We start from the raw sequence: 15,630 nt of genomic DNA, 5'->3' as shown, positions 1-15,630 counted from the left end.
ACGTTGTTTGTTTCGTTCAGTTTTCAAAGAACTACTTGGTCGCTCATTTGCGACTTCCTTATGTTAACATCTTCGTTAGTTAATGTCAACTAAGTTTTTTATTTCGTTTGCCGCGTTCTGCGTTATTGCATCGGCGACTTGTCTTATATTACACCTCTAAACCTTAATCGTCAACATGTTTTTCTAAAAAAATATAAAAAGGCTTATTCCCTTTAAAATAAGCCTCTTTTTCATATACCATTCTATTCGTTTATTATTTTTCTATAATTGGTAACGAGACGATAAACTGAATAATACCATCCTCATATTCTACTCGAATACTACCACCTTGCAACTCAACAATACTTTTCGCAATCGCTAATCCAAGTCCCGATCCCTCTGTTACTCTACTTCTAGATTGATCTTTCTTATAAAAGCGTTCAAACAAACTCCCTAACTCTTCTCTCGTAAACTCTTCACTATGATTCGCAATTACAATTTGTATATCCTGGCGCTGCCTTTGAAGAGAAACTTTTATCTCCCCATCATCTTTACTATACTTAATCGCATTCATTAATAGATTATCAAATACACGAACCATCTTTTCTGAATCAATCGCCGCATAGGTACGTTCCTCAGGAAACTTCTTAACAAACATAAGTCCATGCTCTTCTGCCTGCGGTACTAACTCTTCTATTAATTGCTCCAATAACTCATTTATACAAACCTCTTGTTTTTCCATTACAACTTGCTCATTTGTTAGCTTCGTATACTCAAATAAATCTTCTATTAAATTCTTTAACTGCTCCGACTTTGCAAAAGCAATTCTTGTATATTCATCATGCTGCTCTTTATTTTCATATTTAGAATCTCGAAGTAATCTCAAGTAACCCATGATAGAAGTAAGTGGTGTACGCAAATCATGAGATACATTCGTAATAAGCTCATTCTTTTGCTTCTCTAATTTACGTTCCTTTTCTATATTATTCATAAGCTCTTCTGCCATATTATTAATATTCTCAGTTAAAGACGCAATCTCATCTTCACCTTTCTTCTCAATACGGTAAGCTAAGTTTCCTTTTTCTATTTCCTTTACACCTTCTGCCATCGCTTCAATTTGCTTCATCTTTCTCTTTGTTATATAGAAGAAAGAGAAAATGAATACGAGTACACCTATGAAAAATGGGAATGGCCCTTCCTGTGTCTCATACATTACTACACCATCCGGAATCCCGCTAACGAACATATATAAATTCTTATCTTCTATTGTAATAGGCGAAAAAGATATAAATTCTTTTCTCGTATTTTCAAATACATCTCGACCGTTTGAATAATTAATCGCAAATGATGCTGCATTACGAATCGTGTTATGCAAATCAATTTGCTCTTCTTGCGCCTGCTTCGTCTTATATAAAACTTTACCACTCTCGTCAGTAACCAATACCTTTAAGGCCCTAGAGCCTCGTTCTAAATTTTGATTCTCTAGTTCAATCATACTTGATATAGCCTCTAATTTATTTTCATGAACTGAACTATTTGCCACACTTTGAGCTTGCTGATTAATTCGCTCCATACCAGCTCGATAATCGATAGTAGCCTCACGATTTGCATTTTCAAAAAATGGTGCGGCTGCTTTCGTTGACAAAACTCCTAATAACGCACAAGCTGCAAAAGTAGTAATCAGCTGGATTCTTATACTCTTCCGCACGCTCTTCACTAATTTCTCGATTAATTCTCTTGTTTTCCTTACATAAGTAAACGGATTAAATATCTTTTTCAATCTTATACCCCACTCCCCATACCGTTTTTATATATCTCGGTTTCCTTGGATTCTCCTCAATCTTTTCACGTACTTTCCGAATATGAACCATTACAGTATTATCAGACTGGAAAGATCGTTCGTTCCAAACCTTTTCATAAATTTGTTCCGCGCTAAAGACCATACCTGGATTACGAGCTAGCAATTCTAAAATTGAAAATTCCCTCGGGGTCAGTTTCACTTCTTCTCCATCCACAATGACTTTATGGGTTGAGATGTTTATCTTCATCTCTCCAATTTCTAACTCGTCCTCATTTTGAATAGCAAAACCATTCATTTTCATATAACGACGTAACTGAGATTTAATTCTTGCGATTAACTCTAACGGATTAAATGGTTTCGTTACGTAATCATCCGCACCTGTTGTTAATCCTAAAATTTTATCCATATCTTGCGTTTTTGCCGAAAGCATAATAATTGGCATTTCTTTCGATTCTCTCACTTTCATACACATATGAATGCCATCTATTTTCGGCATCATAATATCTAATACAACTAAGTGCACTTCATTTTCTTCTAATAAACGTAGACCTTCTTCTCCGTCTCCTGCTTGCAGTACTTTATATCCTTCATTCTTTAAATAGATTGTAATTAAGTTTCGAATTTCTTTTTCATCATCTACGACAAGTATTGTTTCGTGTGCCACAATATCTCCCCCATCACTTTTTTAATCCCTAACTTCTATTATAGGAAAACTTCTGAAGAAAAACGCTTGGAAATCCTTAAGATTTTCTGAAGACGCAAAAAGGTCTAGACTCCCCTTAAGTCTAGACCTTTCAAAAAACCCCTTTTATTTACGAACGTAGATGAAATATAGTACGAATAAAACTCCCATAACATACATAATTGGATGAATCTCTTTCCGACGACCACTCACAACCATTGTAATTGGATAGAAGATAAATCCAATCGCAATTCCCGTTGCGATACTATACGTAAGTGGCATAGAGATGATTGTAAAGAATGCTGGTACTGCAATCTCGAATTTCTTCCAATCAATTTCTCCTAAAGATGAAACCATCAAGATTCCTACAATAATTAATGCTGGTGCCGTTACAGCTGGTGTCACAACACTTAATAGTGGTGAGAAGAAAAGTGCTAATAAGAAGAAACCTGCTGTTACAACTGCTGTAAATCCAGAACGTCCACCCGCTGCTACCCCTGCAGACGATTCAATGTAAGACGTTGTAGTAGATGTACCTAAAATTGCACCAATTACAGTTGCGATCGCATCTGCAAATAACGCTTTTCCGGCACGTGGTAATTTATTGTTCTTCATTAATCCTGCTTGATTCGCAACCGCTACGAGCGTACCTGCTGTATCAAAGAAATCGATAAAGAAGAACGTTATAATAACAATACCCATTTCAACAGTGAAAATGTCTCCAAAGTGAGTTAACGCCACACCGAACGTTGGTTCTAGACTCGGTATTGCTCCCACTACAGCTTTCGGAGTATCAATTAATCCCGTTACCACTCCTAAGATCGCTGTAAGAATCATACCGTAGAATACTGCACCATTAACTTTCTTAATCATGAAGATGATCGTAGTAACAACTCCGAAGATTGCTAGTAACGTTGTGCCCTTTGTTAAGTCCCCCAACCCAACAAGGACAGCATCATTTTTCACGATAATTCCGGCGTTTTGGAATCCAAGGAACGCAATGAACAATCCGATACCAGCTGCTACTGCAAACTTTAACTCTGATGGAATTGCATTAATGATTTTTTCACGAATACCTGAAGCAGTAAGAATAATAAAGATAATACCTGACATTAATGTTCCAGCAATTGCCGTTTGCCACGGAATTCCCATCGTTAACACCGCTGTATAAGCAAAGAATGCGTTAATTCCCATACCTGGCGCTAATGCTATTGGATACTTCGCGAATATCCCCATAATTAACGAACCAATCGCCGCTGCTAATGCTGTAGCAACGAATACTGCACCTGGATCCATTCCTGTACCTGCCGGTAATCCTTTAACATTCCCAAGCGACAGCGTAGCAGGATTGACAAATAGTACGTAAGCCATAGATAGAAATGTCGTTAAACCTGCTATGAACTCTGTTTTATAATTTGTGCCGAGTTCATCAAACTGAAAATAGCGTTTCATCTTACGTTTCCCCCGTTATATGATTACTCGCCGTATTTCACCCTAGCCCTCTTTTATCTCGAAAAATAAAAAAGGCTTCCATTGCATATACATGGAAGCGTTCTATAAACAAAGACAAGTTTCCCCTCATCTTTATACAAACGCCTCGTAGTCAAGCCATTTACGGTAGCTAGGTAGAAACTTTCGGGCCATATCCCCGATATTATACGACGGCATAATATTCACTTTTCGTTTGAATTACATACTCATATTAACTCGATGATGGGCTTTTGTCAATTTAAAAACGAACATTTTTATAAACTTTTATATTTTCGTTCGTATTAAGAAGGGAAATAAAAAGATCCATCTATACATAAACGATAGATGGATCTTTTTTATTACAATACTATTCCCACTCGATAGTTGCTGGTGGCTTACTCGTTATATCATACACGATACGGTTAACGTGTTTTACTTCGTTTACGATACGTACAGAGATTTTCTCTAATACGTCCCAAGGGATACGTGCCCAGTCAGCTGTCATACCGTCAATAGATGTTACTGCACGGATACCTACTGTGTAATCGTAAGTACGCTCGTCACCCATAACACCTACGCTACGCATACCAGGAAGCGCAGTGAAGTATTGCCAAACTTCACGGTCTAATCCTGCTTTTATAATTTCTTCACGTAAAATCGCATCAGATTCACGAACGATTTCTAATTTCTCTTCTGTGATTTCACCTAATACACGAATACCAAGACCAGGGCCTGGGAATGGTTGACGCCATACGATTTCATCAGGAATTCCTAGTTCTGATCCTAATACACGTACTTCATCTTTAAATAAAGTGTTTAAAGGCTCAATTAATTTGAACTGCATGTCTTCTGGAAGTCCACCAACGTTATGGTGAGATTTAATTGTTTGTGCAGTTGCTGTACCACTTTCAACGATGTCCGTGTATAGTGTACCCTGTGCTAGGAAGTCCATTCCTTGTAATTTAGAAGCTTCATCATCAAATACGTAAATGAATTCATTACCGATGATTTTACGTTTTTGCTCTGGATCTTCTACACCTTTTAACTTGTTCATGAAGCGCTCTTTCGCATCCACTTTAATAACGTTCATATGGAAGCCTTCGCTAAATGTTTTCATAACACCTTCTGCTTCATCTTTACGAAGTAAACCGTGGTCCACGAAAATACATGTTAATTGATCGCCGATTGCTTTATGAATTAATACTGCTACAACAGAAGAGTCTACACCGCCACTAAGTGCGCATAGTACTTTTTTGTCTCCAACAGTTTCACGGATTTTCTCTAATTCTACTTCGATAAAGTTCTCCATGTTCCATCCTTCAGAACAACCACATGCGCCGAATACGAAGTTTTTAATTAAATCGTTACCGTGCTCAGAGTGACGTACTTCTGGGTGGAATTGTACACCGTATAAGTTTTTGTCTTCATTGCTCATACCAGCAATTGGACAAGACTCACTTGTTGCATCTACTACGAATCCTTCAGGTAAACCAGTTACTAAGTCACCATGGCTCATCCATACAACTTGCTCTTCTGGAAGGTTCGCATATAATTTTGATTCGTTCTCTACTTTAAGAACAGCTTTTCCGTACTCACGGTGGTTTGCACGTTCTACTTTACCACCGAAGTGTTGTGTCATAAGCTGCATACCGTAACAAATGCCGAAAATCGGTAATCCTAGTTCAAAGATTTTTTCATCACAATGTAATGCGCCTTCACCGTATACACTATTCGGTCCACCAGAGAAGATAATCCCTTTTGGATTCATTGCTTTAATTTCTTCTGCAGTAATTGTATGTGGATGAAGTTCACTGTATACACCGAACTCACGAATTCGACGTGCTATTAACTGATTGTACTGACTCCCAAAATCTAAAACGATAATTGTATCATGCTGCTTCTTCAAAATAATCACCCCAACGTTAGTTCTCGTATATAAATATTTTCACCAATTTGGCAAAAAGCATTACTAATATAATAAAAAAAGCCAGTCCTCCGCCTCTAGTCTCATAACAAAGAAAAGGCAGGGGTCTGGCTTTATAAAGAAAGATAGTCTCCGCTCTTTATAAATATAAGACACACTGCCTTCATAGTCAGGTTGTTTACGGTAACCCGGTAGAGACTCTCAAACCTTATCTTTGAGGATATATGAAGGATCGTTTTATATTATCTTCCTAGATTCTAACAATGAAGTATCGATATGGTCAAGAGAGAAAGCGACAAAATTCTACAGAAATTCATTTCCTTTTCTAAAAAACATAAAAAAACATCCATTTCTATATAGAAATGGATGTTTTTCGAGCAAACGGAATTACATCATTCCGCCCATACCGCCCATGCCCATGCCGCCCATATCAGGCATTCCAGCAGCACCAGCTGGTTCTGGCTTGTCAGCTACTACAGCTTCAGTTGTTAAGAACATAGCTGCAACAGATGCTGCGTTTTGAAGTGCAGAACGAGTTACTTTAGCTGGATCTACGATACCAGACTCAAGCATGTTAACCCACTCGCCAGTAGCTGCGTTGAAACCAACGCCTACTTTTTCGCCTTTTAGACGCTCTACAACTACAGATCCTTCTAGACCAGCGTTGATTGCGATTTGACGAACTGGCTCTTCTAGTGCACGAAGTACGATGTTGATACCTGTTGCTTCGTCGCCTTCAGCTACGATAGAAGCTACTTTCGTGTACACGTTCATAAGTGAAGTACCACCACCCGCAACGATACCTTCTTCTACTGCTGCACGAGTTGAGTTAAGTGCATCTTCAATACGAAGTTTGCGCTCTTTTAACTCAGTTTCAGTTGCCGCACCTACTTTAATTACTGCTACACCGCCCGCAAGTTTAGCAAGACGCTCTTGTAATTTTTCACGATCGAATTCAGAAGTAGTTTCTTCTAATTGCGCGCGGATTTGGCCAATGCGAGCTTCGATTTGTTGTGAATTTCCAATACCTTCAACTACAGTTGTGTTTTCTTTCGTTACAACGATTTTACCAGCGCGTCCTAAAGATTCAACTGTAGCAGATTTTAAGTCACGTCCTAATTCTTCAGTGATTACTTCGCCACCAGTTAAGATTGCGATATCTTCTAGCATTGCTTTACGACGGTCACCAAATCCAGGAGCTTTAACAGCTACTACATTGAATGTACCACGAAGTTTGTTCACTACTAATGTAGCTAACGCTTCACCTTCTACATCTTCAGCAATGATAAGAAGTGGTTTACCTTGTTGTACCACTTGCTCTAATACTGGTAAGATTTCTTGGATGTTAGAAATCTTTTTGTCAGTGATTAAGATGTATGGGTTATCAAGAACCGCTTCCATTTTGTCAGAATCAGTAATCATGTAAGGAGATGCATATCCACGATCAAATTGCATACCTTCTACTACGTCTAATTCTGTTGTGAATCCTTTAGATTCTTCTAAAGTAATAACGCCGTCGTTACCAACGCGCTCCATTGCTTCAGCGATTAATTGACCTACTTCTTCGTCAGCTGCAGAGATAGCAGCTACTTGTGCGATAGAAGATTTACCTTCGATTGGTTTAGAAATCGCTTTTAATTCTTCAATTGCAGCAGTAACAGCTTTTTCGATACCTTTACGAAGACCCATTGGGTTTGCACCAGCTGTTACGTTTTTTAAACCTTCACGAATCATGGCTTGCGCTAATACAGTTGCAGTTGTCGTTCCGTCACCAGCTACATCATTTGTTTTGCTAGCAACTTCTGCCACTAATTTCGCACCCATGTTTTCGAATGCATCTTCTAATTCGATTTCTTTTGCGATTGTTACACCGTCATTTGTAATAAGTGGTGAACCGAATTTTTTCTCAAGTACAACGTTACGACCTTTTGGTCCAAGCGTTACTTTTACTGCGTTTGCAAGAGTGTCGACACCGCGAAGCATCGAACGACGTGCTTCTTCACTAAATTTAATATCTTTTGCCATAATAATTGACCCCCTTGGATTTTTAAAATGTATATAATTAACCGATAATTGCTAAAATGTCACTTTCACGTAAAATCAAGTAGTCTGTACCTTCGTATTTCACTTCAGTACCTGCATATTTTGAGAAGATGATAAGATCACCTGCTGCTACCTCTAAAGCAACACGCTCACCATTTTCAAGCACTCGGCCTGTACCTACTGCAATAACTTTACCCTCTTGTGGTTTTTCTTTTGCAGTGTCTGGTAATACAATACCACTTGCTGTTTTTTCTTCTGCTTGAACAAGTTCAATTACAACGCGATCACCTAATGGCTTTAGCATGAACAATAACCTCCTCATTTTGTTATGTAAATTTTATTTATTAGCACTCAAGTCACACGAGTGCTAACACACTTCTAATAATAAATAATCTCAATTTCTTTTGCAAGTAAAAAAATCATAATTTTTTCGCAAATTACTTTATACACTTTCCTATATAGCATTACTTCTTCTACTGCCTTTACCATATGAATCGTTGTTCCCACTTCTTGTATGTTACAATATGAAAGACACCCTAAGTTGTTTTCGCTAAACACACAACTTTTTCCTGTCTTCTATTTTAATTTCAAATAAAGATTTACAAAAGAATCATAATTTGAATGAAAGTTTATATGATAGGTAGCATATTTACATGTTATCCTACTTTATCTCATACACTAGAGTTAGAAAGGATGGTTAAACCATTTGAAGAAACAATATTGGTGGGTTATCGTTACATACATTTTAATGCAGCTATCAGGCATTGCCGGGTTACCGCTTCTCCTGAAAACTGGACTATACGATAATAGGGGATTTACTAGAGAGGAAAAGATTCAGCTCATAACTGGTCATTGGGCTATCATTAGCTTTTTCATTGCATTATGCGTTGTACTTTGGTTACTCAGAACAGACATTCGCGACAGGCATTTAGATAAAATGCGCTCTACTGTTCCAGCTACAGTTGGATGGATTTTCATCGGATTTTTCTTAGCACTATTTTCACAAAGTATTGCCGGTATGATCGAAATGCGGTTATTAGGGATTACACCTGGCTCTGAAAATACAGAAAGACTTATGGACATCGCAAGAACGACACCTTGGTTCCTTATCGTCATATCTATAATAGGACCTATTTTGGAAGAAATCGTATTTAGAAAAATTTTATTCGGTACACTTTATAAGAAGTTTAACTTCTTTATTGCTGCTATCATTAGTTCACTTGTATTCGCGGCGATTCATTTTGATTTTACTCACTTATTGGTATACACTTCTATGGGGCTCGTATTCGCCTTTTTATATGTAAAAACGAAGCGTATTATCGTCCCTATTGCAGCCCATGTTGCAATGAATACATTAGTTGCAGTTGCTCAAGTTTTAGTAAGCAATGAACAAATTCAAGAAATGATTAAAGAAGCTGAAAAAATGCAAGGCTTTATCGGAGGATTTTTAGTATGAGAAACTCACCATTGTTCATGGCTGCATTGTACTTTCTTCTTGGATGTATCTTTACACGTTTCGCCATTACAAACGTAACAGATACAATCTGGAATATGTGGACAATACTATTTGCAGTTATGGCAACAATTGATTTTAATTTGGCACTTCGCCTTATCTTAGTTAAATTCACAAAGAAAAAACAATAATAAAACGCAGAGGTCGCTTCCTCTGCGTTTTATTGTGGATAATTCTTCAAAAAGTAAACAAGTGTTTGTAACTCTACAGCTAAATCAATATGATGAATCCTTATATTCTCTGACACATTTAAGCGTGCTGGTGTGAAATTTAAAATACCATGCACGTTCGTTTCTGCCAATCTATCTGCCACAGATTGTGCTACTGTAGCGGGTACTGTTAATATTGCCACTTGTATATCAGTTGATAAACGTTCTTCTAGTTCATCCAAATGATATACAGGAATGCCTCCGATTTCTGTTCCAACTTTCTCTTCACTAACGTCAAACGCCATTTCAATTTTTGTATTATTGTTTTTCGTGAAATTATAATGTAAGAAAGCGGTCCCTAAATTACCTACTCCAATAAGTGCTACACGTGTTATATCATCTTGGTCGAGTGTTTCACGGAAAAATGATAATAAATAATTTACGTTATATCCATATCCTTTTTTCCCTAACGCTCCAAAATATGAAAAATCTCTTCGAATAGTTGCGGAGTCAACTTTTACCGCTTCACTCAATTCGGCTGATGAAACACGTTGCTTACCAGAAAGAGATAAGTTTTGGATAAATCGATAGTATAGAGGCAAACGTTTGGCAGTGGCCTGTGGAATTTTTTGCTGATCCATATAACCTCTCCTCTCTTCCTATCTTTATTCATATACTTGAATCAAATACAGAAGTTTAGCACTCATGAATTTCCTTGTATAATAAAGAGAAGAAGTATTCTCTCTTTATTTTAAACTATACACTATTTTTAGTATGATTGAGAAATATAAACATGGCAAAGTTAAGAAATTATTTGAGGTGAAAACATTGATTTTATTACAAGTAAACGCGCTTTCGAAATTATACGGTGCAGAAACGATTCTTGCAAACATAAAATTGGAAGTACAAACGAAAGATCGTATCGCATTAGTCGGACGAAATGGAGCCGGAAAATCTACATTATTAAAAATAATAGCTGGTGAGTTATCTCATGATGGTGGTGAAATTATAAAACCGAAAGATGTCTCAATGGGGTATTTAGCTCAAAATACCGGATTAGAAACGTCTTTAACAATTTGGGATGAAATGTTAACCGTCTTTACACACTTACAGCAAATGGAGACAAAACTTCGAAGGCTAGAGCAAGAGATGGGCAAAGAAGAAAACTTTTCAAATGCGGCTATATACGAGAAATTATTAGCTGACTATGACCAATTACAATTAGATTATAAAGATCAAGGTGGCTATCAGTACGAAGCGGATATCCGTTCGATTTTAAGTGGTCTTGGCTTCCCAGTTGAGATGCACCAGACGACAATTTCCACATTAAGTGGTGGGCAAAAAACACGATTAGCTCTTGGTAAATTATTATTAACTAAACCAGACTTACTTATTTTAGACGAGCCTACAAACCATTTGGACATTGAAACATTGACTTGGCTTGAACAATATTTACAAGGCTATCCTGGCGCAATACTAATCGTTTCCCATGACCGTTATTTCTTAGATAAACTCGTTACACAAGTATATGAAATTTCGAATAAAGAAAGCAGACGATTTGTTGGTAACTACAGTAAATATTTAGATTTAAAATCAGCGCTATACGAGCAAGAAATGAAACGTTATGAAAAGCAACAAGATGAAATTGCTAAGCTTGAGGACTTCGTTCAAAAAAATATAGCTCGTGCATCTACGACAAAACGTGCGCAAAGCCGTCGTAAACAATTAGACCGAATGGAATTATTAACAAGACCATTAGGTGATTCTAAGTCAGCATCCTTCCACTTCGATATTGAAAAACAAAGCGGAAATGATGTTTTACAAGTAAAGGATGCAACTATCGGCTATGATGAGGATCCGATTATTGAACATGTAACAATGCGCTTAACTCGCGGGGATAGTGTTGCTTTAGTTGGACCGAACGGAATCGGGAAATCCACATTGTTAAAATCACTTGTGAATAAGTTACCTCTACTAAATGGTGATGTTTCTTTCGGATCCAATGTATCTGTTGGCTATTATGATCAAGAACAAGCTAACTTAACATCTTCTAAGCGAGTTTTAAATGAATTATGGGATGAATATCCATTGCAGCCTGAAAAAGAAATTCGCACGATACTAGGTAACTTCTTATTCACAGGAGATGATGTATTAAAGCCAGTATCTTCTCTTAGTGGTGGACAAAAAGCTCGATTAGCTCTCGCAAAACTTATGATGCAAAAATCGAATTTATTAATTCTCGATGAGCCAACGAACCATCTTGATTTAAATAGTAAAGAAATTTTGGAGAATGCTTTAATTGATTACCCAGGAACACTTCTATTCGTATCACATGACCGCTACTTTATTAATCGTGTAACGACGACCGTTATTGAGTTATCAACAGAAGGTGCACAAGAATATTTAGGCGATTACGATTACTACGTTGAAAAGAAAAATGAAATGATTGAACGTGCAGAATTTGAACAACAAGAACAGCAAGAAAATCAGGCACCTGTTCAAAAAACTGTAGCTCAAGAAAAATTAAATTATCTCGAAGAAAAAGAGCGTAAACAGTTAGAGCGTCAACGCACTCGGAAAATTGAGGAGCTAGAACAAAACATCATAGAATTTGAAGAAGAAATTGCTACATTAGAAGATCAGCTTTGCTTACCAGAAATATATGCAGATTATGAAAAGGCTAGTGAAATTACAATGAAAAAGCAAACACTACAAGAGCAACTTGAAGCTTGTATGGCAGAATGGGAAGAATTGCATTTATAAAAGTATTGATAAAGAGGATGTCTCATAAGTCGGGATTTTTGACTATGCGACATCCTTTTTATCTTCTAGTTGGAATCAACGTCATATTGTCTAAATGATTTTTTAAACAAATCAACGATTCGACACAAGATATCAATTTACCGACAAAGTTTGACATTGTTAGCGACACCTATAATTAGAGCATATTTCAAAATGTTTTTTAAGGATATCTTCTTGTTTTTTATTTCCCAAAAAAGAATACATTTAAAGGTCAGACTTCATCCACTTTATCCACAAGTTTATACACATATCCACCTTTATAAAATAAACCCCAAAATAACTTTTCCACATTATCCACAATCACTGAAAAAGTTATCAACATTTCATATACACAACAAAACCCACATTATCAACAGATAATATGGGTTTTGTCCACAGGCTGTGGTTAATTTTGTGTATAACTATGCTTCAATATCTAATCCTGGGTTTGCATTTAAAGCTAATGTCGCACGTTTTCCTTGTTCGTATGCAATGGTCCCTGCAGCTGCAATCATCGCTGCATTGTCTGTGCATAAAGATAACGGCGGGATAATTAACTCTATATCTTCTTTTCGTGCAAACTCTTCTTCTAGACGTGCACGAAGCCCTTTATTAGCAGCTACGCCGCCAGCAAGGAGCACTTGCTTTACGTTATATGCATCCGCCGCACGAGACGCTTTCGTTACAAGTACGTCGATTACACTTTCTTGGAAACTTGCTGCTAAATCTTCCGGTGCAATTTCTATACCACGTTGTTTTGCGTTATGCACAGTGTTGATAACTGCCGATTTCAATCCACTAAAGCTAAAATCATACGAATCCGGCTCTAGCCATGCACGAGGCAAATCAATTGTCGGCTTTCCTTCATGCGCAAGGCGATCAATATGAGGACCACCTGGATATGGCATAGATAACGTACGAGCTACTTTATCATATGCTTCCCCTGCTGCATCATCTCGTGTTTCACCGATCACTTCAAATGAACCGTGTTCTTTCATATAAACAAGCTCCGTATGTCCACCAGATACAACAAGTGATAGTAATGGGAATTGTACTTCTTTTACTAAACGGTTTGCATAAATATGACCAGCAATATGATGAACACCAACTAGAGGGATATCATGCGCAAAAGCCACAGCTTTCGCTGCATTTACACCTATTAAAAGTGCTCCAACCAAACCAGGTCCTTCTGTTACGGCAATTGCATCAATATCCTCAAAAGTGATATTCGCTTCTTTTAAAGCTTCTTCTAGCACAACTGTAATTTCTTCTACATGGTGACGGGATGCAATCTCTGGTACGACTCCGCCAAAACGCTTATGACTTTCAATTTGTGATGCAACGATATTCGCAATAATTTCCGTTCCATTTTTAACAACTGCTACTGCTGTTTCATCACAGCTTGTTTCAATACCAAGTATAATCGTGTTTTTTTCCATTATATATTCACCCACATTACGAGACCATCTTCCTGATTGTCTGCATAGTATCGTTTACGAATCCCACCATTTTGAAATCCGTATTTTCTGTATAACTGTTTTGCTACTTCATTTGATACGCGTACTTCAAGTGTCATCGTTTTTACTCCTAGGTCTTTCGCCTCCGAAATAACTTCTTTCAATAAGGCATCTCCTAACTTTTGACCTCGGTACTCTGGCAAAATAGCTATATTTGTTATATGTGATTCATCAATAATTATCCACAATCCACAATAACCAATTACGCGATCATCTTTTTCTAGCACAAAATAATGTGCATGTTCATTCATCGCTAATTCACGTTGAAAGGCATCTGCAGTCCAAGGAGTTGAAAAAGATGCTTCTTCAATAGCTACAATTTGAGCAATATCATCGAGTGCCATCTTTCTAAATATCATATCCATTTTCTATAGACCTCTACTTCTTTTGACTTTCTAACCAGTTTGTTTCAGCTTCCGCTAAACGCAGGTAACTAGGTACAAACGTATGCACATCTTGTTCTTCTTTTTGTAACCCTAAAAATGCTAGCTCACTTGGTCTTGGGTTATTCTTAGTGAAAGGAGCAAATACAGCTTGATCACCTAAGTATTCTATAATTGTTTCTTTATGCAATTTAACATCGTTACCAATAAATAAAATAGGCTGTTCTTTATCTTTTAACATTTGCAACCAGTCAACAATAAGCATAATTCGGTCTTCTTCTATTGAAGTTAATTGCTCCCCTTCATAGGTATATAGCCCCGTGTAAATTTGACCACGTCGACCATCAAATAAAGGAGAGATTAATCCCTTAAAATTAGCACCATTTGCTGCCACTACTTCTAGACTTGATACACCTACAATTGGTATTTGAAGCGACCAAGCTAATGTTTTTGCAGCTGTCACACCTATACGAACACCTGTATATGATCCAGGTCCAGCTGCTACAACGATTTTAGTCAATTCTTTCGGTTTTACACCACATTCTTTTAAAAGCTTCTCTACAGCTGGCATAAGTCGTACAGAATGGTTTTTTGTTAAATTTGTAATGATTTCTCCGATCACGTTCCCTTCCTCAATAAGGGATACACCCATTACGTAATTTGAAGTATCAATTGCTAGTACTTTCATCTTGTAATAGCTCCTCACATAATCTAATATAGCGATTTCCAATTGGTTCGAGTACAATTTTCCTTGTATCATCTCCAGCATGGAATAAACTGATTTGTAACTTTTCATTCGGTAAATATGCTTCTATTAAATGAGCCCATTCTACTACTGTAATCCCTTCACCGTAGAAATACTCATCAAAACCTAAGTCTTCTTCACTTTCCGCTAAACGATATACGTCCATATGATATAGCGGCAATCTTCCTTTATATTCTTTAATAATATTGAAGGTAGGACTATTTACAACTCTTTTCACACCAAGACCCTTTGCTAGTCCTTTTGTAAAAGTCGTTTTTCCAGCTCCAAGATCTCCTTCTAAAATAATTACATCTTGCGCCCCGACAAGTTCACCTAGTTTTTCTGATAATCTTTGTGTTTCCTCAGAAGATTTTGTTATTACTTCATATTTACTCACAGACTTCACCTACTTTATTCACAATGTTCTCTGCTCTTTATTATACAGGTTTTAAATATATAAAAAAGTCCTTAGGAGTTTTCCTAAGGATAGTTTGACTGTCTTTATTAGTTTTTTGTTAAAACAAATAAAAAAATACGAAACAACTTGTTTCGTTCTTTTCTTTATATAAAATGGCGGTCCCGACCGGGGTCGAACCGGCGATCTCCTGCGTGACAGGCAGGCATGTTAACCACTACACCACGG

At 37.1% G+C, this 15,630-nt stretch carries 15 protein-coding genes and 2 riboswitches; of the genes, 3 read left to right on the top strand and 12 right to left on the bottom strand.

Going from position 1 to position 15,630, the window contains the following annotated elements; genetic code table 11:
* Nucleotides 1-253 precede the first annotated feature (253 nt).
* From ampS to JDS80_RS29000, 7 genes are all read right to left on the bottom strand, one after another.
* Nucleotides 254-1,759: an aminopeptidase AmpS gene (gene ampS / locus JDS80_RS29030; RefSeq protein ID WP_199640646.1), complete on the bottom strand. Its 1,506-nt coding sequence runs from the start codon at nt 1,757-1,759 to the stop codon at nt 254-256.
* The gene (locus JDS80_RS29025) at nt 1,743-2,444 is read right to left on the bottom strand and encodes a response regulator transcription factor (RefSeq protein WP_071744093.1); all 702 of its coding nucleotides are present in this window, start codon (nt 2,442-2,444) and stop codon (nt 1,743-1,745) included. Before JDS80_RS29025 ends, ampS begins: the two co-directional genes overlap by 17 nt.
* Nucleotides 2,445-2,588: 144 nt before the next feature.
* Nucleotides 2,589-3,914, bottom strand: coding sequence for an NCS2 family permease (locus JDS80_RS29020; RefSeq protein ID WP_199640645.1), 1,326 nt, complete (start codon nt 3,912-3,914; stop codon nt 2,589-2,591).
* A gap of 128 nt (nt 3,915-4,042) precedes the next feature.
* Nucleotides 4,043-4,144, bottom strand: a riboswitch (purine riboswitch).
* A gap of 155 nt (nt 4,145-4,299) precedes the next feature.
* Nucleotides 4,300-5,838, bottom strand: a complete 1,539-nt coding sequence (guaA, locus tag JDS80_RS29015) for a glutamine-hydrolyzing GMP synthase (RefSeq protein WP_131701109.1) — start codon at nt 5,836-5,838, stop codon at nt 4,300-4,302.
* Nucleotides 5,839-6,002: 164 nt separating this feature from the next.
* Nucleotides 6,003-6,104: riboswitch (purine riboswitch) on the bottom strand.
* A gap of 139 nt (nt 6,105-6,243) precedes the next feature.
* The gene (gene groL, locus JDS80_RS29010) at nt 6,244-7,881 is read right to left on the bottom strand and encodes a chaperonin GroEL (protein WP_071744096.1); all 1,638 of its coding nucleotides are present in this window, start codon (nt 7,879-7,881) and stop codon (nt 6,244-6,246) included.
* A 37-nt stretch (nt 7,882-7,918) separates the two neighbouring features.
* Nucleotides 7,919-8,203 carry a co-chaperone GroES gene (gene groES / locus JDS80_RS29005; protein WP_000917305.1) on the bottom strand — a complete coding sequence of 95 codons (285 nt, stop codon included), beginning with the start codon at nt 8,201-8,203 and terminating at the stop codon, nt 7,919-7,921.
* Nucleotides 8,204-8,277: 74 nt separating this feature from the next.
* Complete coding sequence (locus JDS80_RS29000; RefSeq protein WP_071744097.1) at nt 8,278-8,457, bottom strand: hypothetical protein; 180 nt, start codon at nt 8,455-8,457, stop codon at nt 8,278-8,280.
* A 148-nt stretch (nt 8,458-8,605) separates the two neighbouring features.
* Between JDS80_RS29000 and JDS80_RS28995 the strand changes: the two genes are divergently transcribed.
* Nucleotides 8,606-9,355, top strand: coding sequence for a CPBP family intramembrane glutamic endopeptidase (locus JDS80_RS28995; protein WP_071744098.1), 750 nt, complete (start codon nt 8,606-8,608; stop codon nt 9,353-9,355).
* Nucleotides 9,352-9,543 carry a YdiK family protein gene (locus tag JDS80_RS28990; RefSeq protein ID WP_001246201.1) on the top strand — a complete coding sequence of 64 codons (192 nt, stop codon included), beginning with the start codon at nt 9,352-9,354 and terminating at the stop codon, nt 9,541-9,543. Before JDS80_RS28995 ends, JDS80_RS28990 begins: the two co-directional genes overlap by 4 nt.
* 29 nt (nt 9,544-9,572) lie before the next feature.
* On the opposite strand, the gene JDS80_RS28985 is transcribed toward JDS80_RS28990, so the two are convergent.
* On the bottom strand, nt 9,573-10,202 hold the full coding sequence (locus JDS80_RS28985) for a redox-sensing transcriptional repressor Rex (protein WP_000372704.1): 630 nt from the start codon (nt 10,200-10,202) through the stop codon (nt 9,573-9,575).
* Between the two features lie 187 nt (nt 10,203-10,389).
* On the opposite strand from JDS80_RS28985, the gene JDS80_RS28980 reads away from it, so the two are divergent.
* Nucleotides 10,390-12,324: an ABC-F family ATP-binding cassette domain-containing protein gene (locus JDS80_RS28980; RefSeq protein ID WP_242477454.1), complete on the top strand. Its 1,935-nt coding sequence runs from the start codon at nt 10,390-10,392 to the stop codon at nt 12,322-12,324.
* 440 nt (nt 12,325-12,764) lie between these two features.
* Here JDS80_RS28980 and tsaD read toward each other — a convergent pair whose 3' ends face one another.
* Genes tsaD through tsaE form a run of 4 tightly spaced genes read right to left on the bottom strand, consistent with a single transcriptional unit; the run spans nt 12,765 to nt 15,384 of the window.
* On the bottom strand, nt 12,765-13,781 hold the full coding sequence (tsaD, locus tag JDS80_RS28975) for a tRNA (adenosine(37)-N6)-threonylcarbamoyltransferase complex transferase subunit TsaD (protein WP_071744100.1): 1,017 nt from the start codon (nt 13,779-13,781) through the stop codon (nt 12,765-12,767).
* Nucleotides 13,781-14,224, bottom strand: coding sequence for a ribosomal protein S18-alanine N-acetyltransferase (gene rimI, locus JDS80_RS28970; protein WP_071744101.1), 444 nt, complete (start codon nt 14,222-14,224; stop codon nt 13,781-13,783). The genes tsaD and rimI overlap by 1 nt, the downstream gene beginning before the upstream one ends.
* A gap of 13 nt (nt 14,225-14,237) precedes the next feature.
* On the bottom strand, nt 14,238-14,930 hold the full coding sequence (gene tsaB / locus JDS80_RS28965) for a tRNA (adenosine(37)-N6)-threonylcarbamoyltransferase complex dimerization subunit type 1 TsaB (RefSeq protein WP_199640643.1): 693 nt from the start codon (nt 14,928-14,930) through the stop codon (nt 14,238-14,240).
* Nucleotides 14,911-15,384 carry a tRNA (adenosine(37)-N6)-threonylcarbamoyltransferase complex ATPase subunit type 1 TsaE gene (tsaE, locus tag JDS80_RS28960; RefSeq protein WP_071769793.1) on the bottom strand — a complete coding sequence of 158 codons (474 nt, stop codon included), beginning with the start codon at nt 15,382-15,384 and terminating at the stop codon, nt 14,911-14,913. Before tsaE ends, tsaB begins: the two co-directional genes overlap by 20 nt.
* Nucleotides 15,385-15,630 lie beyond the last annotated feature (246 nt).

Source organism: Bacillus cereus group sp. N8 (assembly GCF_016483685.1).
GTDB classification, from domain to species: Bacteria; Bacillota; Bacilli; order Bacillales; family Bacillaceae_G; genus Bacillus_A; species Bacillus_A proteolyticus.
The sequence above is the reverse complement of the archived record's forward strand: the minus strand, read 5'-3'. Positions and strand labels throughout refer to the sequence as shown.

What these genes read in the sequence shown, in the direction of transcription:
- JDS80_RS29020 (WP_199640645.1), bottom strand. Translation starts at nt 3,914, where the DNA reads ATGAAACGCTATTTTCAGTTTGATGAACTCGGCACAAATTATAAAACA.
- groL (WP_071744096.1), bottom strand. Translation starts at nt 7,881, where the DNA reads ATGGCAAAAGATATTAAATTTAGTGAAGAAGCACGTCGTTCGATGCTT.
- groES (WP_000917305.1), bottom strand. Translation starts at nt 8,203, where the DNA reads ATGCTAAAGCCATTAGGTGATCGCGTTGTAATTGAACTTGTTCAAGCA.
- JDS80_RS28990 (WP_001246201.1), top strand. Translation starts at nt 9,352, where the DNA reads ATGAGAAACTCACCATTGTTCATGGCTGCATTGTACTTTCTTCTTGGA.
- JDS80_RS28985 (WP_000372704.1), bottom strand. Translation starts at nt 10,202, where the DNA reads ATGGATCAGCAAAAAATTCCACAGGCCACTGCCAAACGTTTGCCTCTA.
- tsaD (WP_071744100.1), bottom strand. Translation starts at nt 13,781, where the DNA reads ATGGAAAAAAACACGATTATACTTGGTATTGAAACAAGCTGTGATGAA.
- rimI (WP_071744101.1), bottom strand. Translation starts at nt 14,224, where the DNA reads ATGGATATGATATTTAGAAAGATGGCACTCGATGATATTGCTCAAATT.
- tsaB (WP_199640643.1), bottom strand. Translation starts at nt 14,930, where the DNA reads ATGAAAGTACTAGCAATTGATACTTCAAATTACGTAATGGGTGTATCC.